General features: G+C 72.5%; 18 protein-coding genes and 1 pseudogene. 10 read left to right on the top strand and 9 right to left on the bottom strand.

Going from position 1 to position 25,966, the window contains the following annotated elements:
* Positions 1-92: 92 nt before the first annotated feature.
* The 3 genes from ACIQ7D_RS04285 to ACIQ7D_RS04275 all read right to left on the bottom strand — a co-directional run bounded on the left by ACIQ7D_RS04285 (position 93) and on the right by ACIQ7D_RS04275 (position 3,953).
* Positions 93-1,772: an ABC transporter permease gene (locus tag ACIQ7D_RS04285; RefSeq protein WP_403933396.1), complete on the bottom strand. Its 1,680-nt coding sequence runs from the start codon at positions 1,770-1,772 to the stop codon at positions 93-95.
* On the bottom strand, positions 1,769-2,797 hold the full coding sequence (locus ACIQ7D_RS04280) for an ABC transporter ATP-binding protein (RefSeq protein WP_403933394.1): 1,029 nt from the start codon (positions 2,795-2,797) through the stop codon (positions 1,769-1,771). The genes ACIQ7D_RS04285 and ACIQ7D_RS04280 overlap by 4 nt, the downstream gene beginning before the upstream one ends.
* A gap of 97 nt (positions 2,798-2,894) precedes the next feature.
* On the bottom strand, positions 2,895-3,953 hold the full coding sequence (locus ACIQ7D_RS04275) for an extracellular solute-binding protein (protein WP_403933392.1): 1,059 nt from the start codon (positions 3,951-3,953) through the stop codon (positions 2,895-2,897).
* A gap of 328 nt (positions 3,954-4,281) precedes the next feature.
* Between ACIQ7D_RS04275 and ACIQ7D_RS04270 the strand changes: the two genes are divergently transcribed.
* From ACIQ7D_RS04270 to ACIQ7D_RS04245, 6 genes are all read left to right on the top strand, one after another.
* Complete coding sequence (locus tag ACIQ7D_RS04270; protein WP_403933390.1) at positions 4,282-5,811, top strand: SDR family oxidoreductase; 1,530 nt, start codon at positions 4,282-4,284, stop codon at positions 5,809-5,811.
* A 92-nt stretch (positions 5,812-5,903) separates the two neighbouring features.
* Positions 5,904-7,289 carry a cryptochrome/photolyase family protein gene (locus ACIQ7D_RS04265; protein ID WP_403933389.1) on the top strand — a complete coding sequence of 462 codons (1,386 nt, stop codon included), beginning with the start codon at positions 5,904-5,906 and terminating at the stop codon, positions 7,287-7,289.
* A 245-nt stretch (positions 7,290-7,534) separates the two neighbouring features.
* Complete coding sequence (locus ACIQ7D_RS04260) at positions 7,535-8,287, top strand: trypsin-like peptidase domain-containing protein (RefSeq protein ID WP_403933387.1); 753 nt, start codon at positions 7,535-7,537, stop codon at positions 8,285-8,287.
* A 12-nt stretch (positions 8,288-8,299) separates the two neighbouring features.
* Positions 8,300-8,608: a trypco2 family protein gene (locus ACIQ7D_RS04255; RefSeq protein WP_403933385.1), complete on the top strand. Its 309-nt coding sequence runs from the start codon at positions 8,300-8,302 to the stop codon at positions 8,606-8,608.
* A 14-nt stretch (positions 8,609-8,622) separates the two neighbouring features.
* On the top strand, positions 8,623-12,582 hold the full coding sequence (locus tag ACIQ7D_RS04250) for a tetratricopeptide repeat protein (RefSeq protein ID WP_403933384.1): 3,960 nt from the start codon (positions 8,623-8,625) through the stop codon (positions 12,580-12,582).
* A 4-nt stretch (positions 12,583-12,586) separates the two neighbouring features.
* Positions 12,587-13,036: a DUF4913 domain-containing protein gene (locus ACIQ7D_RS04245; protein WP_403933382.1), complete on the top strand. Its 450-nt coding sequence runs from the start codon at positions 12,587-12,589 to the stop codon at positions 13,034-13,036.
* 51 nt (positions 13,037-13,087) lie between these two features.
* On the opposite strand, the gene ACIQ7D_RS04240 is transcribed toward ACIQ7D_RS04245, so the two are convergent.
* The 4 genes from ACIQ7D_RS04240 to ACIQ7D_RS04225 all read right to left on the bottom strand — a co-directional run bounded on the left by ACIQ7D_RS04240 (position 13,088) and on the right by ACIQ7D_RS04225 (position 18,857).
* Positions 13,088-16,279, bottom strand: a complete 3,192-nt coding sequence (locus ACIQ7D_RS04240) for an amidohydrolase family protein (protein ID WP_403933380.1) — start codon at positions 16,277-16,279, stop codon at positions 13,088-13,090.
* 163 nt (positions 16,280-16,442) lie between these two features.
* On the bottom strand, positions 16,443-16,694 hold the full coding sequence (locus tag ACIQ7D_RS04235) for a hypothetical protein (RefSeq protein ID WP_403933378.1): 252 nt from the start codon (positions 16,692-16,694) through the stop codon (positions 16,443-16,445).
* An 11-nt stretch (positions 16,695-16,705) separates the two neighbouring features.
* On the bottom strand, positions 16,706-17,851 hold the full coding sequence (locus tag ACIQ7D_RS04230) for an anion permease (RefSeq protein ID WP_403933376.1): 1,146 nt from the start codon (positions 17,849-17,851) through the stop codon (positions 16,706-16,708).
* 166 nt (positions 17,852-18,017) lie between these two features.
* On the bottom strand, positions 18,018-18,857 hold the full coding sequence (locus ACIQ7D_RS04225; protein WP_403933374.1) for a helix-turn-helix transcriptional regulator: 840 nt from the start codon (positions 18,855-18,857) through the stop codon (positions 18,018-18,020).
* A gap of 126 nt (positions 18,858-18,983) precedes the next feature.
* Here ACIQ7D_RS04225 and ACIQ7D_RS04220 point away from each other — a divergent pair, with 126 nt between their 5' ends.
* On the top strand, positions 18,984-19,979 hold the full coding sequence (locus ACIQ7D_RS04220; protein WP_403933373.1) for an aldo/keto reductase: 996 nt from the start codon (positions 18,984-18,986) through the stop codon (positions 19,977-19,979).
* Positions 19,980-20,123: 144 nt separating this feature from the next.
* Here the strand turns inward: ACIQ7D_RS04220 and ACIQ7D_RS04215 are convergent, their stop codons facing one another.
* Positions 20,124-20,975: a phosphotransferase enzyme family protein gene (locus tag ACIQ7D_RS04215; protein WP_403933371.1), complete on the bottom strand. Its 852-nt coding sequence runs from the start codon at positions 20,973-20,975 to the stop codon at positions 20,124-20,126.
* Between the two features lie 224 nt (positions 20,976-21,199).
* Here ACIQ7D_RS04215 and map point away from each other — a divergent pair, with 224 nt between their 5' ends.
* Complete coding sequence (gene map, locus ACIQ7D_RS04210) at positions 21,200-21,982, top strand: type I methionyl aminopeptidase (RefSeq protein WP_403933369.1); 783 nt, start codon at positions 21,200-21,202, stop codon at positions 21,980-21,982.
* Positions 21,983-22,057: 75 nt separating this feature from the next.
* The gene (locus ACIQ7D_RS04205) at positions 22,058-23,962 is read left to right on the top strand and encodes an SMI1/KNR4 family protein (protein ID WP_403933368.1); all 1,905 of its coding nucleotides are present in this window, start codon (positions 22,058-22,060) and stop codon (positions 23,960-23,962) included.
* Here the strand turns inward: ACIQ7D_RS04205 and ACIQ7D_RS04200 are convergent.
* Positions 23,937-24,395, bottom strand: a pseudogene (locus ACIQ7D_RS04200) (peptidase C39 family protein); the annotation flags it as partial. The gene ACIQ7D_RS04205 and the pseudogene ACIQ7D_RS04200 overlap by 26 nt on opposite strands.
* A 241-nt stretch (positions 24,396-24,636) precedes the next feature.
* Here ACIQ7D_RS04200 and ACIQ7D_RS04195 point away from each other — a divergent pair.
* Entirely contained in the window at positions 24,637-25,965 is a 1,329-nt protein-coding gene (locus ACIQ7D_RS04195; RefSeq protein ID WP_403933367.1) for an SGNH/GDSL hydrolase family protein, read from the top strand.
* Position 25,966 lies beyond the last annotated feature (1 nt).

The raw sequence follows: 25,966 nt of genomic DNA, 5'->3' as shown, positions 1-25,966 counted from the left end.
GTGGACGTGTGGTGGTGGTTACGGCGCGAGGACCGTCAGCGGCGCCCCGCGCCGCTCGCGGCACGGCGCGGCCCCGCCCTGCCGCGGCGGCCTTAGACGAACCAGATCGCCAGGGTGGAGATGACCATGAGCAGCACGGTGTAGACGAAGGTCAGGGCCGTGGCGTCGCCGTTCCCCTGGTTACGGGTGGCGTTCTGGATGGCGGTGCCGAGCGGTTGGTACAGCGGATGGGCGAGGAACACCGCCGTGTCGTACTCGTCGAGCAGGCTGGTGAAGTTCAGCGCCGTGACGGCGGCCGCCGCCGGGAGCACCAGGGGCAGCAACACCCGTCGGTAGGTGTGGAACGTGCTCGCGCCGAGGATGGCCGACGCCTCTTCGAGCGAGCCGGGGATGCCCGCGTACGCCGCCTTGAGCAGGCGCAGGGTGAACGGGATCTTGGCGGTGATGTAGGCGACCGCCAGCAGGCCGACCGTGCCGGTGAGGACGGTGCCGCCGGTGAGGGCGCGCGGTACGGAGTACGTGATGATCAGGCCCAGCGCCGTGAGGGTGCCGGGCAGCACCCACGGGATGTGCAGCAGGTACTCGACGGTGACGGTCACGGGGTTGACGAACTTGTGCAGGATCCGGGCGACGAACAGCATCGCGACGATGACGACGGCGGCGGTCACCGCCGCGTACCCGACACTCACCACGAACGGCCAGGAGGCCGTCGCGTCCGTCAGCACCCGCTGGTAGTTGGCGAGGGTGAAGCTGTCCGCGCCCAGCCGGCCGGAGGCGATCGTCGCCGCGTCCGTGAACGAGAAGACCACGATGAGCAGCGGCGGGATCACGTAGACGAGGAAGAGCGTGTAGGCGAGCACATGGACGACGGCGTTCGCCACGGGATGGTCGATGCGCTGCTTCTTCAGGACGGCGGGGACTTTGGAGACGGAGAAGTAGGTGCCCCCGGCCTGAAGGCGGTTGAGGAGTCCGAGCAGCAAAAGGGAGGCCACGCCGAGGATCAGCGCGAGGGTGGCCGCGAGGTCGCGGGAGGTGGGTATCCCCGAGAAGGTGAGGATCATGGGGGTGATCGTCTGGAACTCCCGTCCGCCGAGGATCTGCGGCGCCGCGAACGCGCCGAGCCCGCCGAGGAAGGTCAGGATGGTGACGGCGAACAGCGTGGGCCTGAGGACGGGCAGCACGATCTGCCGCAGGATCCGCCAGGGGGACGCGCCCAACTGGCGTGCCGCCTCGATGGTCTGCTGGTCGATCCGGGCGACCGCCGAGGAGAGGAAGAGCAGATGGTGACCGGTACCGGTGAGGGTCATGACGACCACCACCGCGAGCATCCCCGAGAACCACGCCGGGTCCGTCCCCGGCAGGAGTGCGGTCAGCAGCCGGGTGACGAAGCCGCTCTCCCCGTAGACGAACGCGTAGCCCGAGACCGCGACCACACCGCCGTAGACGAGTGTCGTGGCGTACCCGAGCCAGAGCAGACGAGCGCCGCGGACGCTGAAGTAGCGCGTGACGAGCACGATGAAGAGGCCGACGATGTTCACCGTGACCGAGAGGACGGCGGCCAGCAGGAAGCTGTTGCGCAGCGAGTCCAGCGCGCGCCGCGAGGCCCAGAGTTTCTCGAAGGCGCGGGTGCTCGGCGTACCGCCGGGGAAGAAGATCTGCCCCAGTGTGACGGCGTTCGGATAGACCAGGAAGGTGGCGACGAACCACAGCAGCGCCACGCCGGCGGTGAGCGTCAGGGGGGACCGGAGCATGGTCCGTGTGGACCCGCTCATCGCGCGGCTCCGGCGTACTGGAGGACGGACTCGGGGTCGACGACGGCCTCGACCTCCTGCCCGGTCCGCAGCGGTGGCCCGTCGCCCTCCTTCCGTACGATCCGGAAGGTGTCGTGCTCGGTCCGCAGACGGTAGACGCTGTGCGGTCCGTGGTAGGTGCGCGCGGTGACGGTCCCCCGGACGGGGAGGCCCTTCGCGGGACGGCCGTCGCCCGGCAGGGCGACCTTCTCGATACGGATGTAGGAGGGCTTGGCCGGGTCGAGGTCGCGGCCCCCGTGTGCGGCCAGGGCGCCCACGAGCTGGGGGCTGAGCTTGTTCACCTCGCCGATGAACGTGCAGACGAACTCGCTCGCGGAGCGGTCGTAGATCTCCTCGGGCGTCCCCACCTGCTCCACACGGCCCCGGTTGAGCACCGCGATGCGGTCGCTCATCGACAGGGCCTCCTCCTGGTCGTGGGTGACATAGACGGTGGTGATGGAGAACTGAGCCTGCAACTCCTTGAGCTGGCCGCGCAGTTGCTGACGCAGCTTCGCGTCGAGGTTCGACAGCGGCTCGTCGAGGAGGAGGACCTTGGGGCGCATGACCAGAGCGCGCGCGATGGCGACACGCTGCTGCTGACCGCCGGAGAGTTCGGCCACGCCCTTCGCGAGCTGTTCCCGCGAGAGGTCGACCTGTTCCGCGATCTCGTCGACACGGCGGTCCACCTCCTCGGCGGGGCGCTTGCGTACGCGCATGCCGAAGGCGATGTTCTCGCGCACGCTCATACCGGGGAACAGGGCGTAGTTCTGGAAGACCATGCCCACCTCGCGCTTGCCGCTGGGAAGACGGGTGACCTTCCGGCCGTCGACGAGGATGTCTCCCGCGGTGAGGTCGACGAAGCCGGCGAGTGCGCGGAGCGCGGTGGTCTTCCCGCAGCCGGAGGGTCCCAGAAGGGTGAAGAACTCCCCCTCCTCGACCCGCAGGGAGAAGGAGGGAAGCGCCTCGAAGTCCTGGAACCTCACCGTCACGCCGTCAAAGGTGATCATGTCGTTCCTCGGTTGAACAGGGGTGGACGGTGCGGTGGTACGGGTCGTGCGGGGCGGACGGTCGGACGGCTGGTGCCGGCGGGCTGCCGGACCGGGCTCACTTGGCGAGGTATTCGAGTTCGATCTTCTCGATCCACTGGTCGAGGTTGCGCGCGACGAAGGACCAGTCGATGTCCTGCGCGGTGAACGAGTCGGTCTCCTTGACCGCCTCCGGGCTCGCCTTCGCCAGGGCCGCCTTGTCGGTCGGGGCGGTGAAGAACTTCCGCGACCACGCGGCCTGGACGTCGGCGCCGCCGAACCAGTCGATGAACTTCTTCGCGGCGGCGGCCTTCTTCGTGCCCTTCACCAGACCGACCTGCTGGACGACCATCGGGACACCGCCCCGTGGGTGCACGGCCTCGGTCCGGATCCTGTACTGCTGTTCCCGGGTGGCCTTGCCGGAGAGCCACATCTGCCCCGCGCCGACCTTGCCCGCGGCCATCCGCGCGTAGAGATCGGTGCCCGCCGTCGCGGGCGTACCGTCCGCGAAGTAGTCCCTCACCGCGTCCCAGCCGGCCTGGCTGACACCGAGGTCGCCCCGGGCATCGCGGTAGCGGCTGAGGATGCCCGCGAGCACCATCTGGGTGGTGCCGCCGCCGAGTTCGCCGGGGACCTCGTACTTCTTCCTGAACCGCTCCTTGGTCCACAGGTCCGGCCAGTCGGCGGGGGCCTGGGCGTTGTCCGGGTAGGCGGCCTTGTTGTAGACGAGCATGACCGGCTCGCGCACGATGGGCCAGAACCGCTTCCCGGTCGCGTCGCCCAGCGAGGCGTCGACCTGGCCGGACCAGGAGGGTGTGTAGCTGTCGAGGACCTGTGCCTCCTTCAGCTTCTCGAAGTAGACGTTGTTGAGGCCGAAGGTGACGTCCGCCACCGGGTTGTTCTTCTCGGCGACCAGGCGGTTGCGCACATCGGCGCCGCCCAGCTCGACGAGTCGCACGTCGAAGCCCGCCTTCTTCGCCTCGTCCTTGAGCCAGGCGCCCCGCCCGTCGGACAGGGAGTTGCTGTAGACGACGAGGCTCCGCGCGTCGTCGCCGCCGGAGGACATCGGCGAGGAGCATCCGGCGGCGAGCAGGGCGGTGGCGAGCACGGCCACCGGGGCCGTGAGGGTCAGACGCATCGGTTCTCTTCCGTTCCGGCCCTGTCGGCGTAGCGCGGCGGGCCTCCTGGTCGTGGTGGCGAGCGCGCGTTCGGCTCCGGGCTCCGAGAGGCTTCCGTACCGGGAATGAACGCGCGTTCATTGGGATTGAACGTGCGTTCATGGACCTTCGGCGGTCCGGCAGGTGAACCACGGGCAGCCGGGTACCGAAGAGTGGCGCGCCGCGCGGCCCCGGGCGGAGGGAAGGCGACGTACACGCGGACGGCACCGGTCCTCGGCGTGTCCGGAAGCGGAATGAGCCCGGTGCGTCCACGGTGGGAGTACCGGTACGAGCCGATACGGAGGCGCCATGGAGGCCAAGGAGACCGGGGCAGGACCTCGCTGCCTGGTGGCAGGGGCGACGGGGTACATCGGCGGGCGTCTCGTCCCCGAACTGCTGGAGGCCGGCCACCCGGTGCGCTGTCTGGCCCGTACCCCCGGGAAACTGCGGGACCATCCCTGGGCGGGGCAGGTCGACATCGTCCAAGGGGACGTCACCGACGCGGCCTCGGTCGGCGCGGCGATGGAGGGGATCGATGTCGCCTACTACCTGGTCCACGCCCTGGCCGGCGGTCCGGGCTTCGAGGAGACCGACCGGACGGCGGCGCGGGTCTTCGGCGAGCGGGCACGGGCCGCGGGCGTACGGCGCATCGTCTATCTGGGCGGTCTGACCCCGGACTCCCTCCCCGTGGAAGAGCTCTCGCCGCATCTGCGCTCCCGCGCCGAGGTGGGCCGGATCCTGCTCGACTCGGGGGTACCGACGACCGCGCTGCGCGCCGCGGTGATCATCGGTTCTGGCTCGGCCTCCTTCGAGATGCTGCGCTATCTCACCGAGCGCCTTCCGGTGATGGTCACCCCGAGCTGGGTGTCGACCCGGATCCAGCCGATCGCCGTACGCGATGTGCTGCGCTACCTGGTCGGCAGCGCCCGGATGCCGGGGGACGTGAACCGCGCCTTCGACATCGGCGGCCCGGACATCCTCACCTACCGCGCCATGATGCAGCGGTACGCGCGGGCCGCCGGGCTGCCGCACCGGCTGATCATGCCGGTCCCGGTGCTGACGCCCCGGCTGTCCAGTCACTGGATCGGCCTCGTCACCCCGGTCCCGCGGTCGATCGCGCGGCCTCTCGCGGAGTCGCTGCGCTACGAGGTCGTCTGCCGGGAGCACGACATCGCGCGCCATGTCCCCGATCTGCCGGGCCGGCCGATCTCCTTCGACCGGGCGCTCACGCTGGCCCTCCAGCGGGTGCGCGAGGCGCGGGTCACCACCCGGTGGTCCTCGGCCTCGGTTCCCGGTGTGCCCAGCGATCCGCTGCCCACCGACCCCGACTGGGCCGGTGGCAGTCTCTACACCGATGTACGGGAGCGGGACGTGGACGCCTCCCCGGGCGCCCTGTGGCGGGTCGTCGAGGGCATCGGCGGCGACCACGGCTGGTACTCGTTCCCCCTGGCCTGGGCCGTCCGGGGGTGGCTGGACCGGCTGGTCGGCGGGGTGGGGCTGCGCCGGGGCCGCCGGGACGCCGAGCGGCTCCGTGCGGGGGACTCGCTGGACTTCTGGCGGGTCGAGGAGATCGAACCGGGGCGGCTGCTGCGGCTGCGCGCCGAGATGCGGCTGCCGGGCCTGGCCTGGCTGGAGATGTACGTGGTGGAAGGGGAGGGCGGCGGCTCCCGCTACCGCCAGCGGGCCCTGTTCCATCCGCGCGGTCTGCTGGGGCACGCCTACTGGTGGAGCGTCTCCCCCTTCCACGCCCTGGTCTTCGGCGGGATGGCTCGCAACATCGCCCGCGCGGCGGACCAGGTGACGCCACCGGCCCCGGCCGTGTCCGTCACCTCCCGTTGACCGTTGCACCGGCGAACCCCGGTGGGCCGGGGTAACCCCGTCCGTCGGGCCCTGGGGCCCTGGGGCCCTGGGGCCCTTGGAACAGGAGCAGCATGAGCGTCGCCGTCGTCCTCTTCACCTCCGATCTGCGGCTGCACGACAACCCGTCCCTGCGCGCGGCGCTCGCGGCGGCCGACGAGGTGGTCCCGCTCTTCGTGCGGGACCGGCGCATCGAGGAACTGGGCTTCGGCGCGCCCAACCGCCGGGCGTTCCTCGCCGACTGCCTCCGCGACCTCGACGCGGAGCTGCGGGAGCGCGGGGGCAGGCTGGTGATCAGGTCGGGCGAGGTGGCCGAGGAGGTCTCCCGGGTCGCCGCGGGAACGGGGGCGCGGGAGGTGTATCTGACCGGCGGTGTGAGCGGTTACGCGGTACGGCGCGAGGAGAGGCTGCGCGAGGCCCTGGAGGCCGGCGGACGCCGGCTGCACGCGCACGACGCCGTGGTGACCGCCGTGGCGCCGGGCGCGGTCACCCCGGCGGGTTCGCACGCCGACCACTACGCGGTCTTCACGCCGTACTTCCGGCGGTGGTCCCAGGAGCGGATCCGGGACCCGCTCGGCGCGCCGCGCACCGTGCGCGTACCTCGGGACGTGGGATCGGACGCGCTGCCGTCGCGCGCGGAGGTCACCGGTGTCTCGGAAGGGCTCGCCCAGGGCGGGGAGCGGGCGGCGCGGCGCTGCCTGGCGGCCTGGCGGCGTACGGGGCTCGCCCGGTACGAGGACCTTCATGACGATCTGGCGGGCGACGCCACCTCGCGGCTCTCGCCCCATCTGCATTTCGGCACCCTCTCCCCCGCCGAGCTGGTCCACCGGGCCCGGTCGGCGGGCGGCCCCGGCGCGGACGCCTTCGTACGGCAGCTCTGCTGGCGGGACTTCCACCACCAGGTCCTGGCGGCCCGCCCGGCGGCGGCCCACGCCGACTACCGCACCCGGCACGACCGGTGGCGCACCGGGGCGTCGGCGGAGGCCGAGATCGCGGCATGGAAGGCGGGGCGCACCGGCTATCCGGTCGTCGACGCGGCGATGCGGCAACTGCGTCACGAGGGGTGGATGCACAACCGGGGGCGGCTGCTGGCCGCGAGCTTCCTCGTCAAGACGCTGTACGTGGACTGGCGCGTCGGGGCCCGGCACTTCCTGGACCTGCTGGTGGACGGCGACATCGCGAACAATCAGCTCAACTGGCAGTGGGTGGCGGGGACCGGGACGGACAGCCGGCCCCACCGCGTACTGAACCCGGTGGTCCAGGGGAAGCGGTACGACCCGGACGGCGTGTACGTACGGCGCTGGGTGCCCGAACTGCGGGGGATCGACGGCGGCGCGGTCCACGAACCGTGGAAGGCGCGCGGGCGGGCACCGGCGGACGGGCACGGCGGCTATCCGGAGCCTCTGGTGGAGCTGTCCGAGGGGCTGGCCAGATTCAGAGAGGCCCGCGGCCGGAGCTGAGCGCTGTCGCGCAATGGTCATACGGTGATCCAGGGGTGCGCATATGAGCTCCGTACGGTCCGGACACGTGCGAAGTCGTTCTCTTCTCGTCAGTTCCCTGCTCGCGCTCACCGCGCCGCTGATGGCCGCCGCTCCGGCGCAGGCCGTCGCGGGGGCACCGAGTCCGCGCATGCCTACTCGTTCATGGGCTCGTTCCAGCCGGCCTTTCCGGCACCCCCGCCTCCCGGCCCGAGGACCCGGCGCTGATGCTGACCAACGGTCACTGTGCCGAGGGAGAGTGGGCCGAGCCGGGTACCGCCCTGGTGGACCGGCCGGCGGACCGCGAGGTGCCCATCGCGGACCGCCAGGGCTACCCGCAGGCCACCGCCCGCGCGAAGCGTCTGGTGTACGCGACGATGACCGGCACCGACATCGCGCTCCACCGACTGGACAAGAGCTACGCCCGGTTGCGGGCCGAGGGCGCCAAGGTCTTCCGGCTCACCACCTCCCCCGTACGCGCGGGAGACTCCCTGACCATGGCGTACACGAGTCTGCGCCTCAACTGCGCCGCCGAGGCCGTCGTACCGCACCTGCGCGAGGGCAGGTACCAGCAGGACGACTCGATCCACTACGCCACCGGGGAGGAGTGCGCCCCCTGGCCCGGCACCTCCGGTTCGGCGCTGCCGGCCCCCGACGGCGAGACGGTCGTGGGAATCCACCACACGCACAACACCGCGGGCGAGCAGTGCACCGACAACAACCCCGGCGAGGTGGACCAGGCCGGACAGGTGACCTCCGTTCAGGGACGTGGCTACGGCCAGCAGGTTCATATGATCGCGGCCTGTCTGACCAAGGGGTCGGCAGCTGGACCTGTCCGCCCGGGACTGCGCCCTCACCGGCGCCCGCCCGGCCACCGGCCGCTGACACCGTCGACCCCGCGGGCGTGCGTGCCGGGCCGCTCGCGGGGGAAAGGCTTACCGGGAGGGGCACTACCATGTCCCCGGGTAATGTCGTGGTGACGGGGGCGGGGCATGGCACACGATGAGTACGGTGAGGGCTGGCTGGATCTGGCCGACGCCATCGAGGTTCTGCGGTCCCAGCTCTCGGAGGCCCAACGGCGAGGCCAGGACTCGTCGTTGCGCTTCGTACTGGGCGAGATCACGGCGGAGTTCGAGATCGAGCTGGTGCGGGCGAAGAACGGCGGCGGGAAGCTGCGGTTCGGCGTGGCGGAGGCGGAGGCCCGCGGTGAGCGCTCGACCCGCTCCGCCCAGCGGGTGACGCTGCGGCTGACCCCGGAGCGCCGCGGGGGCGGAGACGTGGCCGTGGGCGACGTCGAGTAGTCGGGGGCCCGCTCATGGAGTGGACACAGGTCGTCCAGGTTCGCGGCGCGAGCTTCGGCAGTGGCTATCTGATCGCGCCCCGGCTCGTGCTGACCGCCGCGCATCTGCTGTCGCCGGACGCGTACGGGGACATCACGGTGTCCCTCCCGGACTCCGGCGCGCGGTTCCCCGTGGAGACGCGGTGGCGCCGGCACGACGAGACCGTGGACGCCGCGCTGCTGGAGGTCCCCGCGGAGGTACGGGACTGGCCGACGCCCAGCACGCTGGACGGCGCGCGGGGCCGCCACCCGCAGCGCTGGGGCCGCTGGGTGACGGGCGGCACCGAACAGCGGCTCACCGCCACGGGTTTCCCCCGCCAGGAACGGACCGCGGACCGCCGGAACCAGCAGTCGCTGGTCGGCCGGGTCAGGCCGCACGGCGGGGCGGCCTTCGAAATCCTCGACGACATCGGCCTGTTGGACATCGACACCTCGGGGCTCGACCCGAGAACCGCCGACCGGACCACCCCCTGGTCCGGGATGTCCGGCGCGGCCGTCTTCCCGGTCGACGAGAAGCTGCTCCTGGGCGTGGTGCGAGCCGACCGGCGACCACATCAGGGCACCCGGCTGACGTACACCCGCAGCGAGGACCTGCTGGCCTGCGACGGCTTCCGCGAGGTCGTGCGGGAGGCGACCGGCGTCGACCCTCGGCCCGAACCGGCGGAGCTCGCCGGTCTGCTGGATCCGGCGCCGCCCCAGCGGGACGTGACCTCCCCCATCATGCTGCTGCGGGCCGACGCCGAGGTCGTGTCGTTCCACGGCAGGGAGGACACCCTCGCCGACCTGGAGGAGTGGTGCCGGGCCGATCCGGACGGCCCGCTCGCCGTCCGGGTGCTCACCGCTCCCGGCGGCCAGGGAAAGACGCGGCTGGCGCGGCAGTTGATGGCGCGGATGCGCGACCACGGCTGGATTGTCGGACAGGTGGCGCACGACCCCCGCGACGTGCGGGCGCTGCGTACGGTCCAGCACCCGCTGCTGCTGGTCATCGACTACGCCGAGACCCGGCCCGAACTGGTCAGGCAGGTACGGGAGCTGACCCGGGAGGTCAGGCATCCGGTACGCCTGCTGCTGCTCGCCCGCTCGCTCGGCTCCTGGCAGACCAGGGCGACCGGCGCGCTGCCCGAGACCAGGCTGCACGCGCTCACCCCGGACGCCGGGGACCGGGAGGAGGCGTTCCGGCGGGCGGCCCGCGACCTCTCCCACCGTATGGCCGAGGTGACCGGCAGGACGGACATCGACTGGACCGCGCTCGCCGACACCCTCCCGGCCACCCACCCGGCGGCGGGCGCCGGGGCCGAGACGGCGCTGACCGTGCAGATGGCGGCGCTGGCCGCGCTGCTGCGCCGCGCCCTGCCTGCCCAGCGGGACGGAAGGACGCTGGAGGACGAACTCCTGGACCACGAGCGGAAGTACTGGCAGGAGACCGCCGACGGATGGGGTCTGGAGTCCCGGGGGATCAGACATCTCGAACCGGCGGTGGCGGCGGCCGTGCTGTGCCCCGCGCAGGACGAGCGGGAGGCACGGGAGACCGTCGCACGGCTGCTGCCGGACGAACCCCCCTGGCTGGTCACGGACATCGTCGGCTGGCTGAGTGATCTGTATCCGCCGCCCGAGGGGCGCCACTGGGGACAGCTCGAACCGGACCGGCTGGCGGAGTACCACGCCTCGGAGCAGATCGTCGCCGACAGCGGGCTGCTGGCGCGGCTGTTCGGCCGGGCCCCTGACCATCAGCGGGTGCAGACCCTCACCGTACTGGCCCGGTCCGCCGTGGCCCACGCCAACGAGGGACGCCCGGATCAGGCACGGACCGTCATCGGCCGGCTGCGCGCGGCGCTGCGCTCCGTACCCGCCGGCACGCCACTGACCGCGGCCGTGCTGCGCGCGCACTCGGACGCGCTGCCGGCGCAGTCCCACATCCTGCGCGACCACGCCCTCGATGTCGCCCGTGCGCTGAGCGGCCTGTGCCGTACCACGGGCGACGATCCGCGCGCGCTGCGCGACCGGGCCTGGGCGCTGCACAACCTGGCCGAGCGGCATCTGGCGGTCGCCGACCGGCAGGACGCCCGGGAGGCGGCCGTCGAGGCGGTGGCGATCCGCGAGGGCGCGGCGGGCGACGGGGCGACGACGCACCGCACGGAGCTGGCCGATTCGCTGCTGGTCCTGTCGGAAGCCTGCCGTATGACCGGGCGTCTGAGCGAGGCGTACGACGCCGGCGACAAGGCGTTGAGCCTCTTCCGGGCGCTGGCGGCCGAGGACGGCGAGGGGTGGGAGAAGCGCGAGAGCGGGCTGGTGCGGGCGCTCGTCAACCAGTCGCAGGTGGTCTGGCAGCTCGATCCTGACGCGATGGCCTTCGACCGGATCGCCCGCTCCGACGCGTACACGGAGGAGGCCGTCCGACGCGCCCGCCCGCTGGCGGTCCGGCACCCCGAACTGGATCCGCTGCTGCTCACCACGACGCTGACGGAGCGAGGCGCGAACCTCTGGCGCCTGCGGCGGCATCCGGAGGCGCTGGCGCTGGGCGAGGAGGCGGTGGAGACCTCGCGCCGGCTGGCGAAGGAGAACCCCGACGCGTACACCGCCGATCTCGCGCGCGCCTTGATGGGCCTCGCCGTCGACTACAGCTTCGCCTCGCGCCCGTACGAGGAGGTGGTGGTGCTGGAACGGGAGGCGATGGAACTGCTGCGTCCGCTGGCCGCGGAAGCACCCGGCGCCCACGGCTCCAACCTGACGCAGATCCTGCACAATCTCGCCTGGGGGCACTCCGACGAGGGGGACCACGCGGCGGCGCGGAAGTTCATCCGCGAGGCCATCGAGCTCCGCCGGGCCCTGGCGCGCACCTCGCGCGACACCATGGGCCCCCGCCTGGCCCAATCGGTCAGCGCGCTCGCCACCTTCCAGGTGCGCACAGGCGACCATCGGGCGGCGGTGGAGGGCTTCCAGGAGGCTCTGGAGATCTACGCCCAGGCCCGGCTGCCGCTCAGCGCGAGCCAGCTGGACTTCCAGTCCGCGAACGTGCTGAATCTCGCCCTGGCCCACGACGCCCTCGGCCGCCCGGCGGACGCGGTCGCTCCGCTGACCCAGGCCCTCGCCATTCTGCGGCGGCTCAGCGCGTACGCCCCCAGCCTCTACGCGGAGAGGTACGCCGTCAGCCTCCAGGACGGCGCCTACCTGTACCGGAGACTGGGGCGCCCCGTCGCGGAGCGCATCCTGCTGCGCCAGGCCCTGCCGTACTACCGCCGGTTGTCCCGTGACAGCGAGGAGGCGCTCCCGTGGCTGGCTTCCTGTCTGCACGACCTCGGTACCAGCTACGCGCGCTCCTGGCCGACGGCCGACCGGGCGGTCGTGGCGTTGCGTGAGGCGTACGCGCTGCGCGGGGAACTGGCCGCCGGCGACGCGCGGCACGAGGCGGACCTGGCGGACACCTGCGCGGAACTGGCCAAGGCGTCGCTGAGGACGAGCCGCTTCCGTGCGTGCGTCCCGGTGGCGGAGCACGAGGTGCGCCTGCGCCGCAGACTGCTCGTCGCGGACCCTGAGGGCCAGGAGCTGCCGCTCGCCCACGCCCTGCTGCGGCTGGCCGAGGGACAGTCGAGGGCGGGGCACCCCGCCGCGGCCTGGCGCACCGCCCTGCGGGCCGAGGATGCCTGCCGGGCGGCGACCGGGCGTCCTGGCCTGGCACCGGGCCAGGTCGCAGGGCTCCTGCAGCGGCTGGCCCGCGCGTTGAGCCTGTGCGGCGGACGCGACTGGCAGCGGGCGGTCCGTGCGGTGGACCCGGCCCGGCGGGCCGTCCGCGTCTACCGGGACCTGGTGGACCGGAACCCGTCCGACTCCCACGCCCAGACCGGCCTGCGCTGGTCCCTCATCCTGCTCGCCGAGGTCCTGGACCGTGTCGGCCGTCACGACGAGGCCGTCGACGTACAGCTACGCAGAGGAGCATGAGGCCATGACAGCACCCCGCGAAGAGGCGCAGGACGAGTCGCTCGACGACATCCGGCACGACGAGGAGGAGGCGGCCAGCCCGGCGGAGCTGTTCCACGCGAACGTCCACGAATTCGTCACCAACCGGCTCGCCTACCTCGTTCCGGCCCCCGCTCCCGGCTCCGGACGGATCTGGTGCCCGAGCTGGTTCACGCACGCCCAGGCACTCTCCCGGCTGGACTCTGTCTGGCGGGCGTGGGAGATGTTGCGCTTCGACCCCGCCCTCGGCATGTCGAACTGGTGGATCCATCACGCGGAGCCGCACATGCGGGCCCTGATGGACCCGGTCACCGGCCCGTTCGCCCGCTGCGGCGACGGCCACCAAAGCGAGGAGCCGCTGGCTCTCGAACTTCCGCCGGAGGGGCTGTTCACGGACCAGCGGGAGACGCCCAAGGACCCGCTCGCCCTTGACTGAGCCCCGGCCCGGCGCCGGTGGTGCGCTGCCGGGGCTTTCACGCCCCCGCTCTCACCTGCCCGGATCGCAGCAGCCGTCCCGCCGCATCAGCCGGCCCACCGCGAGCCAGTGGTCCTCGTCGCCGGTGAGGGCGCGGTGCGCGGGGGTCCCGAACGCGGCGACCAGCTCCTCGGTCGTGTAGGGCACGCCGCCCCTGAGCACCGACACGGTCCGTACCAGCGTGTCGAAGTCCGTGAAGGGGTCGCCGTCCACCATCGTCAGGTCGGCGAGCCTGCCCTCCTCGACGGTGCCGAGGTCCCGGTCGACCCCGAAGAGCCGGGCCGGCAGTACGGTCGCGGTGCGCAGCGCCGCCGCCGGCGACAACCCGCCCCGGTGCAGCGCCCGCAGGCCCAGGTGCAGGGAGAGGCCGACCGGGACGAGCGGCGCGTCCGTGCCGAGCGCGACCAGACCGCCCGCGGCCAGCACCCGGCGGTAGACGTCCGTCTCCGTACGCAGGGTGGCGAGTTGGGCCGGGGTGGGTGCCACGCCCGCCGACTGCCGTACCGCGGCGACGTCCCACGGCGGCATCACGGCGGTGACGCGGGGGTCGTCGGCGAGCGCGGGGTCCGCGCCGATCAGGGGTGCGGCGGTGAACGGGGTCGCGATGAGGCCGAAGCCGGCCCCGCGCGTGCCGTAGATCTCGACCACGTCCTGGTAGGCGTGGCCTGCCGCGGTCACCGCGTGGCCCGACTCCGCGCGCTGGGTGGCCTGCAGATGGGTCGTCAGGTCCTGGCCCAACTGGATGCCGGGCGAGAGCAGATGGCTGCCGGCTCGTACGCCGAGCCGTTCGTGGGCGAACCGCGCCGCCTCCTCCATCAGCCAACCGGGCGCTCTGACATAGGTTTTGACGAAGTCCCAGTCGAGCGCGGCGCCCCGCTCCAGGGAGCGCCGCAGCCCTTCGCGGGTGCGGTGGGCGCGTCCCATGCTGTAGGCGACCCGGGCACCGTCGAGGAGTTCGCCGGTGGTGAGCAGCCGGGGACCGGCGAGCTGGCCGGAGGCCACCGCCTCGCGGATACGGGCCTGTTCGTAGGCGAACCCGCCGAGGGAGACGGCGGTGGTGATCCCGTACGTGAGTTGCCCGGCGCTCTGGCGGCCGCCGTAGGTGCTCTGCCACGGGTGGGTGTGGGTGTCCCACAGGCCGGGGACGACCGTGCGCTCCGAGGCGTCGATCCGCCGGAGGGCGCCGGGGCGGGCGGCGCGGTGCGGTTCGACCGCCGCGATCCGGCCGCCGCGTACGACGATGTCGACGTCGTCCCGTACGGCGTCACCGGTGCCGTCCCACAGCCGCCCGGCGTGCACCACGGTGTCGGCGGGGGTGGGTGTGCGCCGGTCCAGCGGTACGCGGACGGTGCGCAGGCGGGTGCCGTCGGCGCCGATGAGCCGCAGTCTCGATCCCGACAGGTACATCAGGGTGCCGGAGTCGCCGGACCAGGAGGGGTGGTCGGCCGGTTCGCCGGTCAGGGTACGGAATTCTCCTCGCGGGGTGCCGTCGGGGGTGACGGGCAGCAGACAGAGCGCGGACTCCACGATCACCGCCATCCAGCGGCCGTCGGGGGACCAGACGGGCCCGGAGTCGTACCGGTCGGCGAGGGACACATGGGGCGCGACGGTGTGCAGCCGGTCGGCGCCGGTCGTGGTGTCCACGACCCGGATGAGGTTGTAGCCCTCCCTGAAGCGCAGGTTGAGGCGGTTGCGGTCGCAGAGGGCGAGGTACCGCCCGTCGGGTGACCAGCTCGGCCGGCCGGGCAGTCCGCCACCGCCGAGCGGGGCCGCGAGGACCCGTTCCGCGCCGGTCGCCAGGTCGCGTACGACGAGTTGGCCGGCCAGGTCGAGACAGGCGAGCCGGGTGCCGTCGGGCGAGAGCGCCGGATGGACCCGGCCGCCCGTCGCGAGCGCGCTCTCTTCGCCGGTGGCCAGATCGCGCCGGTACACGCCGAGGAGTCCGTCGCGGTCGTCGGCGTACAGCAGCGAGCGCCCGTCGCGCGCCCACACCGGCCCGAGGGGATAGCGGGTGGCGGGCGACCGGCGCAGCCGCTCGGGCGGCCGGGCGCCCGAAGTGTCCGCGAGCCAGAGCGTGTTGAGCGCGGCGAAGGCCAACCGGCGCCCGTCGGGCGAGAGCGCGGGCAGATGGATGCCCCGCACCGAGCGCACCCGCCCCTCCCCCAGGTCGTACTCCTTGACGCGGTACCGCGGCCGGTCCACGGGGAGCGTCCCCTCGAACGGGATGGTCTCCGGTTCCGCCGGCTCTCCGGGGCGTACGAGGGTGAAGCGGCCGTCGACCGTGAGCAGCAGCTCTCCCCGGGCCGTCCAGCGCGGCGGGACGGCCGCGATGTCCCCGGGGACCGTCACGGGTTTGCCGTCGACGACGAGCGCGCAGGAGGCGTGGGCCGACGGCGTGGTCCGCAGGTAGGCGAGGCGGCGGCCGTCCGGCGCGAGGGCCGGTGTGAGGATCTGCGCGGCCTCGGCCTCGGTGTGTTCGGCCACGACCGGCCCCGCTCCCCCGGCCGGTACGGCGGCGACGGTACGGGCGTCCAGTGCGGGCCCGGTGGCGGTGGTGACGGCCCGCGCCCGTACGAACAGGATCCGCTCGCCGTCCGGGGACCAGGTGGGGTCGAAGTCCTCCCAGCCACCGTCCTGGAGGGGCCCGTCCTGCCCGGGGAGCCCGGTGACGCGGGTGATGGCGCCACTGTGCAGGTCGAGGACGTGGATACGGTACGGGCCGCCGGCCACCGGGTCTCCCGCGCGCTCGGAGGCGAAGGCGATCCGGGTGCCGTCCGGCGACCAGGCGGGCCCCCGGTCGTCCCAGGGGCCCTCGGTCCGCCGCCGTACATCGGAGCCGTCCGGCCGCATGGTCCACAGGTGGTAACCGCCGCCCTGGTAGGCGCAGAACAGGATGAGCGAGCCGTCCGGGGAGTGCACGGGCCGGTTGGGTTCGAGGCCCGCCGGGGTGAGCGGCACGGCCGCGCCGCCGGTGCGCGGCAGCGACCACAGCACGTTCTGGACCTCGGCGATCAGCCGGTCCCCGGAGGGTGAGAGCGTCGCCGCGCCGTTGGTGGCCGCCGTGAAGGACAGCGAGAGCGCGGCGTGCGACCGTGCCGCCGCCGGGGCGGAGCCGAGGGCGGCGACCCCTGAGGCGCCCGCGGCGGCGAGCAGTTGACGGCGGGAGAGCGAGAAGGCGGCGGCGGTGCTGTGTTCGCGGTCCATGACGCAGCAGGCTCGCGTACCTCGCGGCACAGGGGCAACAGCGCCATTCACGCCAAACGGGTACGCATGCCGGGGCGCGGGGCGGGCCGGCGTCGTGCCCGGTCTCGCGCGGGAGGCCGGCCACCTGGTGGAAAGCCGGTGGACCCACGTACTCGGGCAGGGTTCAGCGGAGTGCCGGAACCATCAGGCAGAGGCCGTACGCGACGGCGCCGGCGCAGGCCGTGAAGCACAGTGCGGCGACGGCCTTCCTCAGCGGGGCCGAACGCTCGACGTCGTCGCCGGCGGGCATGTCCCCGCTGGGGACCTCCGGTGGCGCGAGGGCGCGGACACCCAGCGAGAACACGGTCACGATCCCGACCGTGGCGCCGACGCCGATGAGCGCCACTTCGCCCAGGCTGCTCCAGTTCGAAGCCATGGTCCGCCCTCTCAGACTTTCGCTCGGGCGGTGTCCGAGCGCAGGGTCACGGTGTGCGCGTCGTTCACATTGCCGGCGGTGACCGGGTGCCTGCGGGAGAGGACCACGATGAACGCCGCCGCGGAGGCCGCGGCCAGGGCGACGAGGACGGTGCCGATCGTGCCGCCGTAAACGACCATGACCGCGGCGAGCGCGCCGACCGCCGCGGCGGCGGGCAGGGTCACACACCAGGCGATGGCGATACGCGCGGCGACCCCCCAGCGCACTTCGGCGAGCTTACGGCCCAGGCCCGCCCCGAGGATGGCACCGGAGCAGACCTGCGTGGTGGACAGGGCGAAACCCAGGTGGGCCGAGGTCAGGATCACGGTCGCGGAGGACGATTCCGCGGCGAAGCCCTGCGGGGCCCTGATGTGGGTGAGGCCCCTGCCCATGGTCCTGATGATCCGCCAGCCGCCGAGACAGGTACCGAGGGCGATCATCAGCCCGGAGGACACGATGACCCAGAGCGGCGGCCCCGAACCGGGGGCGAGCGCGCCGACGGAGATCAGGGTGAGCGTGATGACCCCCATGGTCTTCTGGGCGTCGTTGGTGCCGTGGGCCAGGGAGACCAGCGAGGCGGAGGCGATCTGGCCGAGCCGGAAACCGCGGTCGACCGAGATGCCCCGGCCCCGGGCGGTCAGCCGGTAGGCGAGCGTGGTGGACAGCAGCGCCGCGAGCCCCGCCACCAGCGGCGAGGCGACCGCCGGAAGGATGATCTTGTCGACCACCTGGTCGAAGTGGACCCCGGCCCGTCCGGCCCCCACCCACACGGCGCCGATCAGCCCGCCGAAGAGCGCGTGCGAGGAACTGGACGGCAGCCCCAGCAGCCAGGTCGTCAGATTCCACAGGACCGCGCCGATCAGTCCGGCGAACACCATGGCCGGAGTGACCAGACCGTCGCTGACGATGCCGCCGGAGATCGTCCTGGCCACCTCGGTCGACAGAAACGCCCCCGCGAGATTGAGCACGCCACTGACCAGAACGGCGTGCCTCGGGCGCAGCGCCCCCGTGGCGACGGAGGTCGCCATCGCGTTCGCCGTGTCATGGAAGCCGTTGGTGAAGTCGAACACGAGAGCGGTCAAGATCACTACAGCCACGAGGAACGTGATGTGGTCCATCCGATGGATACAACCGCAGCCGGTGGCACCCCGGTCACCGGGCGCAGCGAGAACACCTCAGGCTTCCCACCAACGGCGCAGCACCCGGCCCCGGGCGGACAGGCGGACGGCCTGTTCCTCCCCCCGCTTCCGGGGCGCCGCCCACGACCGTACGGGCGGGGCTCCCTTACCCTGTGGGGAAATCCTGGACGCCGAGTACCCGCAGCAGTTCCAGCCGCTCGCGGGTGTCGGCGTCCGCCGGGGTGAGCACCAGTAGCTGCTGGCCCTGGTCGGGCGTGACCAGGGTCTCGCAGTCCATCAGCAGCCGGCCCACCCTCGGGTTCAGAAAGGTCTTGCGGTCCGCGCGCCGGACCGCCACCTCGTGTTCGGCCCAGAGCCGGCGGAAGTCGGCGCTCGCGGCCCGCAACCGGTCGACGAGTCCGGCGACCGTGGGGTCGCCGGACCGGCGGCCCGCGGCGGCGCGCAGGTCGGCGACGAGACGGCGGGCGTGGTCCTCCCGCTCCGCGGGCGGGCAGACGGCGCGGGCGGCGGGGTCGGTGAACCAGCGGTGCACGACATAGCGCCGGTCGCCGGAGAAGCTGGTGAGGTCGCCCGTGAGCAGAAGTGCGGCCCGGTTCCCGGCGAGGACCTCGCCCAGGTCGGACAGGACCAGGGCCGGGGTGTCGCCGAGCAGGTCGAGCATACGGATCAGGCCGGCGCGGGCCCGGCCTGCCAGCCCGTCGGCGGGCGGGGGCCGGTGGCCGGCCAGGTGGAACAGGTGGTCGCGCTCGTCGTCGGAGAGACGCAACGCCCGGGCCAGCGCGCCGAGCATCTGCGTCGAGGGCCGGCTGCTGCGGCCCTGTTCGATGCGTACGACGTAGTCCACCGACATGCCGGCGAGCATGGCCACCTCCTCCCGGCGCAGGCCGGTGGTGCGGCGCCGGGGGCCGTCGGCGATGCCGACCTCGGCCGGGCGGATCGCCTCACGGCGGCGGCGCAGGAAGTCGGCGAGCTGGTCACGTTGCATCACCCCAGGGTCCCTCGCGAGGGCGAGCCGATCCAGGGAGCGGCTCTCCCATGATGAACGCTCCGCTCCCGTACGACGCGGCGCGGGCGCACGGTGGATGGCAGATCGACGACGAAGGAGCACACGATGCAGATCCGAACCCTGGGCAGCACCGGCCCGGCCGTCTCCGCGCTGGGCCTGGGCGCGATGGCCATGTCGGGGGCTTACGGCGAGGCCGACCGCGCGGAGAGTGTCGCCACCGTGCACGCCGCGCTGGACGCCGGCGTCACACTGATCGACACCGCCGACTTCTACGCGATGGGCCACAACGAACTGCTGCTCGCCGAGGCCCTGCGGGGCCGGGACCGCGACAGCTACCGGCTGAGCGTGAAGTTCGGCATGCTGCGGGGGCCGGGCCCCGGGTTCGGCGGACACGACGCCCGTCCCGAGGCGGTGCAGAACTTCCTGGCCTACTCGCTGACCCGGCTGGGCACCGACCACATCGACCTCTACCGTCCCGCCCGGCTCGACCCCACGGTACCGATCGAGGAGACGGTGGGCGCGATCAAGGAGATGATCGATGCCGGGTACGTGCGCCACCTCGGCCTCTCGGAGGTCGACGCGGCGACGATCCGCCGGGCGCATGCCGTGCATCCGGTCGCCGACCTGCAGATCGAGTACTCGCTGATCTCCCGCGCGGTGGAGGCGGAGGTCCTGCCCACGCTGCGTGAACTCGGCATCGGCCTGACCGCGTACGGCGTCCTCGGCCGCGGCCTCATCTCCGGCCACTGGTCCGCCGGCCACGCCACGGACCCCGGCGACGGCCGCGGCTTCAGCCCGCGCTTCACGAGCGGGAACGTGGAACACAACCTCACCCTCGTGGCGGCTCTGCGCCAGGTCGCCGACGCGAAGGGGTGCACGGTCGCCCAACTGGCCATCGCCTGGGTGGCCGCACAGGGCGAGGACATCGTGCCATTGGTCGGCGCCCGCACCCGCGAGCGGCTGTCCGAGGCGCTGCCCGCGACGGAGCTGACCCTCACCGCGGACGACCTCGCCGAGATCGAGAAGGCGGTACCGCGGGGCGCGGCACGCGGCGACCGATACCCGTCCGCGTTCATGTCCGGCCTCGGCGTGGGGAACTGAACCCGGCCCTGTCCCGACGGAGCCCGAATCGGTCGTCGAGCCGACGGCATGGGCTGCTGGAGCCTGCGTACGACTGGCCAAGGCCGGACTCACGGCAGATCCCGGCATCAGCAGCCGGTCGGCTACGACCGCGAAGGTCCCCGGTCAGCCAGGGATGTCAAAGTCGTTGCTGTCGAGTGCCGCCCGGATCCCGCTGAGCCACTCGGCGCCCAGTTGGCGCCCGTTCGGGAGTTGGTCGCCTCGATCCCAGCGCCATGCCGTGATCATCGCCAGTACGAGAACCCGGCACTGGCGCAGCAGGTCTTGATCGACACCCGGATAGTGCTCGCCGACTTCTTCGGGGGCATGGGCGAGGTCGAATTCGACGGGCCCACGGCAACAGGTCTCAAGGTCTATGAACAGCAACCCGTTCTTCGTGGTGAGCACGTTGCCCGGGTGCGGCTCGCCGTGCAGTAGCTGCTCTGCGGCGCCGCGCTCGCCGATCGCTCGCCCCAGGCCGCGTAGCGTGGCGCCGAGCAGTTCCCGGTCCGCGTCGGCGAGCGCCGGGGAGCGGTCGCGGTTCGCCACGAGTCGCCGGGCCTGCTCGACTCGATCCGTGAAGCGCGGCGTCGGGACATCGAGCGCGCGCATGCCGGCGTGCAGCCGCTGGAGCGCGTCGGCGTAGTCGGCCGGTGAGATCTCTCGGGGTGTCGCGGGTTCGTAGTAGGTCCATAGCGTGACCTCGAAGCCGTCACGCTCGTGGACGCGCGGCTCCACCCGGGGATCGAGCACGGCCACCGGGCACCCGGTTCCGGCGAGCCGCTGAGCAAGCTCGACTTCGAACGGTGCGGCCTGATGCGCGACGGGTGCCACCCGGGCCAGGACGTCACAGGGCAGCAGACGCAGTGTGAGCCTGTTCGAGTCCTGAAGAACGGTCACGTCGTCGGCGGTCAGGCCGAGTGATGAGGCGGTCGACATGGCCGCGGCCATCGCACGCGGGACCTCTGATGCCTGCATCGTGGCCCGGCCTCTCCCTCTTCAGCACTGCCATGACTCTCCGAGCGGTGAACCCGCGCACCGTACCAAGTTGTCGATACGGAGCCACTGTGGCGTCGACGCGCGGGGCGTGACGGAGACGGCGGTCTTTGCCCCCCAGCGAGCGACACCCTGACACGGAACCCAATTCTCATACCGGTATAGTGCGGCCGGTATAGTTATTGGTTGCGCGAGAAGGACGCCACATGATCGAGATCCTGAACTCCACCCTGCTGGCCCGAGCAAAAGACACCGGCGCCCTGGTCGCCGACATCCTGCAGGCGCTGAAGAGCCGTAGCTCGATCGGCACGAACCTTCTGGACATCGACCGGTGGGCCAAGTCCATGATCGTGGAGGCGGGAGCGCTCTCCTGTTACGTCGACTACGAGCCGTCCTTCGGACGCGGCCCGTTCGGCCACTACATCTGCACGGCCGTCAACGACGCCGTGCTCCACGGACGGCCGTACGACTACACACTCGCCGACGGCGATCTGCTGACACTCGACCTCGCCGTCTCCCGAGGCGGAGTCGCCGCGGACGCCGCCATCAGCTTCATCGTGGGCGACACACTGCCCCCGGAGAGCGTCGCCATGATCAGCGCGACCGAACGCGCGCTGGCCGCGGGGATCGCCGCCGCCGGGCCCGGGGCTCGCATCGGTGACATCTCCCATGCCATCGGCACGGTCCTCAGCACGGCGGGATACCCGATCAACACCGAGTTCGGAGGCCATGGCATCGGATCAACGATGCATCAGGACCCGCACGTGTCGAACACCGGACGGCCCGGCCGTGGCTACACACTGCGCCCGGGGCTGCTGCTGGCACTGGAGCCGTGGGTCATGGCGGACACCGCTCAGCTCGTCACCGATGCCGACGGATGGACGCTGCGCAGTGCGACCGGCTGCCGCACCGCGCACAGCGAGCACACCATCGCCATCACCGAGGACGGAGCCGAAATCCTCACCGTGCCGACACACGCGCGGCCGTGAGGCCCGGCCCGTGACGCGTCCGGTTCGCCCAGCAGCCGGGGCTCCGTTGTCAGTGCCGGGTGACACCATCAGGTCATGAGTGGCGAGGCGTTCAACTGGCACGATTTCCTCGGAGGTTGGCAGGAGGAGTGGGTTCCGCGCGCCGACGCGGTGGAGGACAAGGACGAGGACGGCGGGCAGACCGCCGTCCTCCCGGGCAGGCCGGGGGCGGACGAGGCGGCGATCGCCGCGGCCGAGGAGCGGCTGGGGCAGCGGCTGCCGGCGTCGTACCGGGAGTTCCTGGCCGTGAGCGACGGGTGGTACGTGGACCAGACGGCCGGGGTCTATCAGCTCGGCGGCGCCGCGGACATCGGCTGGTTCCAGGATCCGTACGACATGAGCCCGCTGTACGAGCAGAATCTGGACGACAACCCGAGGGCGGAGGAGGTCCTGCTGGCCGGGATGTGGCGACGGGCGCTGCGGCTGGAGACGGACTCCGACATGTCGCACGCCCTTCTCGACCCGGGCGACCGCGATCAGGACGGCGAGTGGGCGCTCTACGTCCACAAGGGCTGGAGCGGCGAACCGCCGTGCCGTTACCCGTCGTTCCGCGCGTACATGGAGGTCATGTACCGCGGCTTCCACTCCGACCGGGTGGAGCGGTCCGACTTCGTGAACGCGACCACGCGCGCCCAGGACGCGCGCGTGGAGGAGGCCCGCCTGCTGGCCCTGCGCGGACGGTACGAGGAGGCCCTGCCCCTGTTCGAGGAGGCGCTGTCCTTCGGGCGGCCACGGAGCGGCGTCCTGCTGAACCAGCTCCACCATCTGCTGGCCCCACGCGGCTCCCGGGGTTACGGCAACCTGGTGGCCGACCCGCGCTACCTGCCCGAGATTCTGCCGGTGGAGGCCATGGCGCCGGCCCGCGGAGAGTGGCGGCTCGGCGGGGACGACCACTGGCTCGGGATGATGGCCGCCCGTGGGGCCGCGTGGCGGACCGCCGAGGCCGTACTGAGCGCCATGCGGGACGGCACCCACCGCTACGCGCCTCCCGGTGCGTGGGGCCGGGCCGTCACCGAGGCCCGGGAGTCGGCCCGGTGGGGAGCGGCCGACGCCGCGTGGCAGGTGCTGCGGGAGGCGCTTGCGCTGTGGGAGGCGCCGGGGCCCTTGCTGATCGCCCCGGTCGGCCTGCTCGCCGATCCGGTTCTGGGGCCGCTGATCACCCCGGAGCGTGGGCGGGACCTTCTCGCGACACCACGGTGCGGGGAGACGGGACCGGCACCTGAGCCGGTGCCCGTTCTCGATCCGCCGGGCCTGGCCTGGCTGACGGAGCCCGATGCTCACGGGCAGCCGCTCGACGGATACCGCTGTGTCTGGGTCGAGGGCGTCGACCCGGCCCGCCTGCCCGCTCTGATCGGTGAGGACGGCGCCGAACTGAGCGCTCCGGCGGATCCGTACACGACGTTCCGGCGCGCAGCCACGTCCCAGGGGCGTGCGGGCGTGGAACTCTGGGAGGACCGGGCCGTGGTCGCCGTCGGCCGCACCGCCGAAGCGTGGGCCTTCGCGTTCGACGGGCACTCCCACCACCGCCTGGGCAAACGGTTCCTGTCCCCCGCTCCGGCCGCCTCCTCGTCCGGCCGCGCGGTGGTGGTGTGGCGCGACCCGGGACGCACGCACCCGGACGACCCCCAGGCCGCGTTCCACCTGTCGGTGGCCGAACGGGGCGAGGAGCTGTACTCCTTCACCGTGCGGGGTACGGAGATCCACCGCTCCGGCGCGATACCCGAGGCCCTGGACCCCGGACGGCTGTTCCGCCCGGGCGACGGTGAACTGGACGGGGAGCCGCGTGTGCTGGCGGCCCTGCACACCGAACTTGGGCTCTCGCTCCCCCGCTTCGCGCTGACCCGGGGCAGACTCCACACCTTCACCACCCGGTCCTGGACCCGGGCGCCACGCGCGGGCGAGGGGTTCGCCCACCTCAGTTTCGTACGGTACCGGCCCTGAGTTCGGGCGAGGAGGACACGGCGCGCCGCTCCGGGCGGCCGATGATCACGGCACCGCGGAAGGGATCCGACGAGATCACCGACATCGTGTCGAGCGACGCGTCGGATACGGGCAGCAGGTGGGCATCGACCCAGGTGTCCCCCGCGGCCGCGTTGGCCCAGGGGTCCTCGATCACGACGGCGCCCGGTACGCCGCCGTGGCAGAGCACCCAGTGCGGCACGTCGAACCCCTGCATCCCGGCGAGCGAGACCAGGAGCAGCACCTGCTCGCGTCGGCCGATCGCGCTCCGGATCGCGGTCATGGGCGGGTGACGTGGGTCGATGGGGACACCGGCCCGTTCGGCGCCCGTCCGTGACGCGCGCTGGAGCACGGCGCGCCACTCCTGCTCGCTCTCCGCGTACGTGTCGAGCAGGACGGGCCGGTCCACGCCGAGCGGCGCGCGGGGAAAAGCTTGTGAACATGCGAGGGTTCCGGGTGGCTGGAGGGGCAACGGCTGCGGCACCCTCCGTCCGGCCATTGCCGACCGGGCCGCAGGCTCTCCGGCGGGCCGAGGTAGCTGTAGTTGAGGCGATCGATGACGATCTTGTGAAGCAGCGGCGATGATGTCGACGGCCGGGTCCACCCCGCCCTGCCCGGCATCACCCGCTCTGCGAACAGATGGAGGCAGGTCACCCATGAAGCGAACGTCACCGCTGGTCGGCGTAGTCGACACAGCCGGCTCGTCCGGCCACGCCGGCGCCGGGACGGCGGGCGCGCACTGGGTGAACACCTGGACGGCCATGCCCCAGCTCACCGAGCCGGCCGACCTGCCGCCCGCGCCGTACACCCAGGGCGACCTGGTGTTCGGGAACAGCACACTGCGTCAGACGGTACGTGTGTCGGTCGGCGGCCGGTACACGCGGATACGTCTCTCCAACGCGTTCGGGGGTACGAACCTGCCCGTCACGGCCGTCTCCGTGGCACGGCCGGCGGACGGTGAGGCGGGCGTCAGCGCCATCGTGCCCGGTAGCGCGCGAGCGGTGACGTTCGGCGAACAGCGGGGCATCGACATCCCCAAGGGCGCACAGGCGGTCAGTGACCCGCTGGACTTCGCCGTCGAGCCCGGGACGAACCTGACCGTGACGCTCCGTCTGGCCGACGGCCAGGCGTCCTCGTCCCTCACCTCCCACCCCGGGTCGAGGACGACCTCGTACATGCTGACCGGCGCCCACCTCGACGACAGCGACCTGCCCGGTGCCACCGCGGTCGACCACTGGTACTTCCTCAGCGGGGTCGAGGTCTGGTCCAGGAGCACCACCACCGCGGCCGTGATGCTGGGTGATTCGCTCACGGACGGCCGCGGGTCCACCACCAACGGGAACGACCGGTGGCCGGACCAGCTCCTGGAACGGCTCCAGTCCCACCCCGCCACCTCCGGTGTCGCGATCCTCAACCAGGCGGCCGGCGGCAACCGGGTGCTCCGTGACGGCCTGGGCCCCAACGCCCTGGCCCGGCTGGACCGTGACGTCCTGGCCCAGAGCGGGGTCAGCCGGCTCTTCGTCTTCGAGGGTGTCAACGACATCGGTACGGCGGGGACCTCGGACGCCGCTGCGGAGCGGATCACAGCCGAACTCATCGGCGCCTACCGGCAGATCGTCACACGCGCCCACGCCCAGGGCATCCGGGTCCACGGCGCCACCCTCACCCCGTTCGAGGGGAACGACTACGACGACCCGGCCGGTGCGCACGAGTCCGCCCGCCGGGCGGTCAACGAGTGGATCCGCACCAGTGACCGGTTCGACGCCGTCGTCGACTTCGACCGGGCGGTCCGGGACCCCCGGGCCCCCCGCCGGCTCTCCCCCGCGTACGACGCCGGTGACCACCTCCACCTCAACCCCGCCGGCTACCGGGCCCTCGCCGCTGCCGTCCCGACGGGCCTCTTCACCTGTGCCCCGGCCGACCGGGACATCGGCCGCCGGCTGACACCACCGCGTCCCCCCGCCGAACCGGCGGGGGGACGCTGAG

It is taken from the genome of Streptomyces sp. NPDC096310 (genome assembly GCF_044763125.1).
In the GTDB taxonomy this organism is placed as follows: Bacteria; Actinomycetota; Actinomycetes; order Streptomycetales; family Streptomycetaceae; genus Streptomyces.
This window is presented reverse-complemented; position numbering and strand designations above follow the sequence as displayed.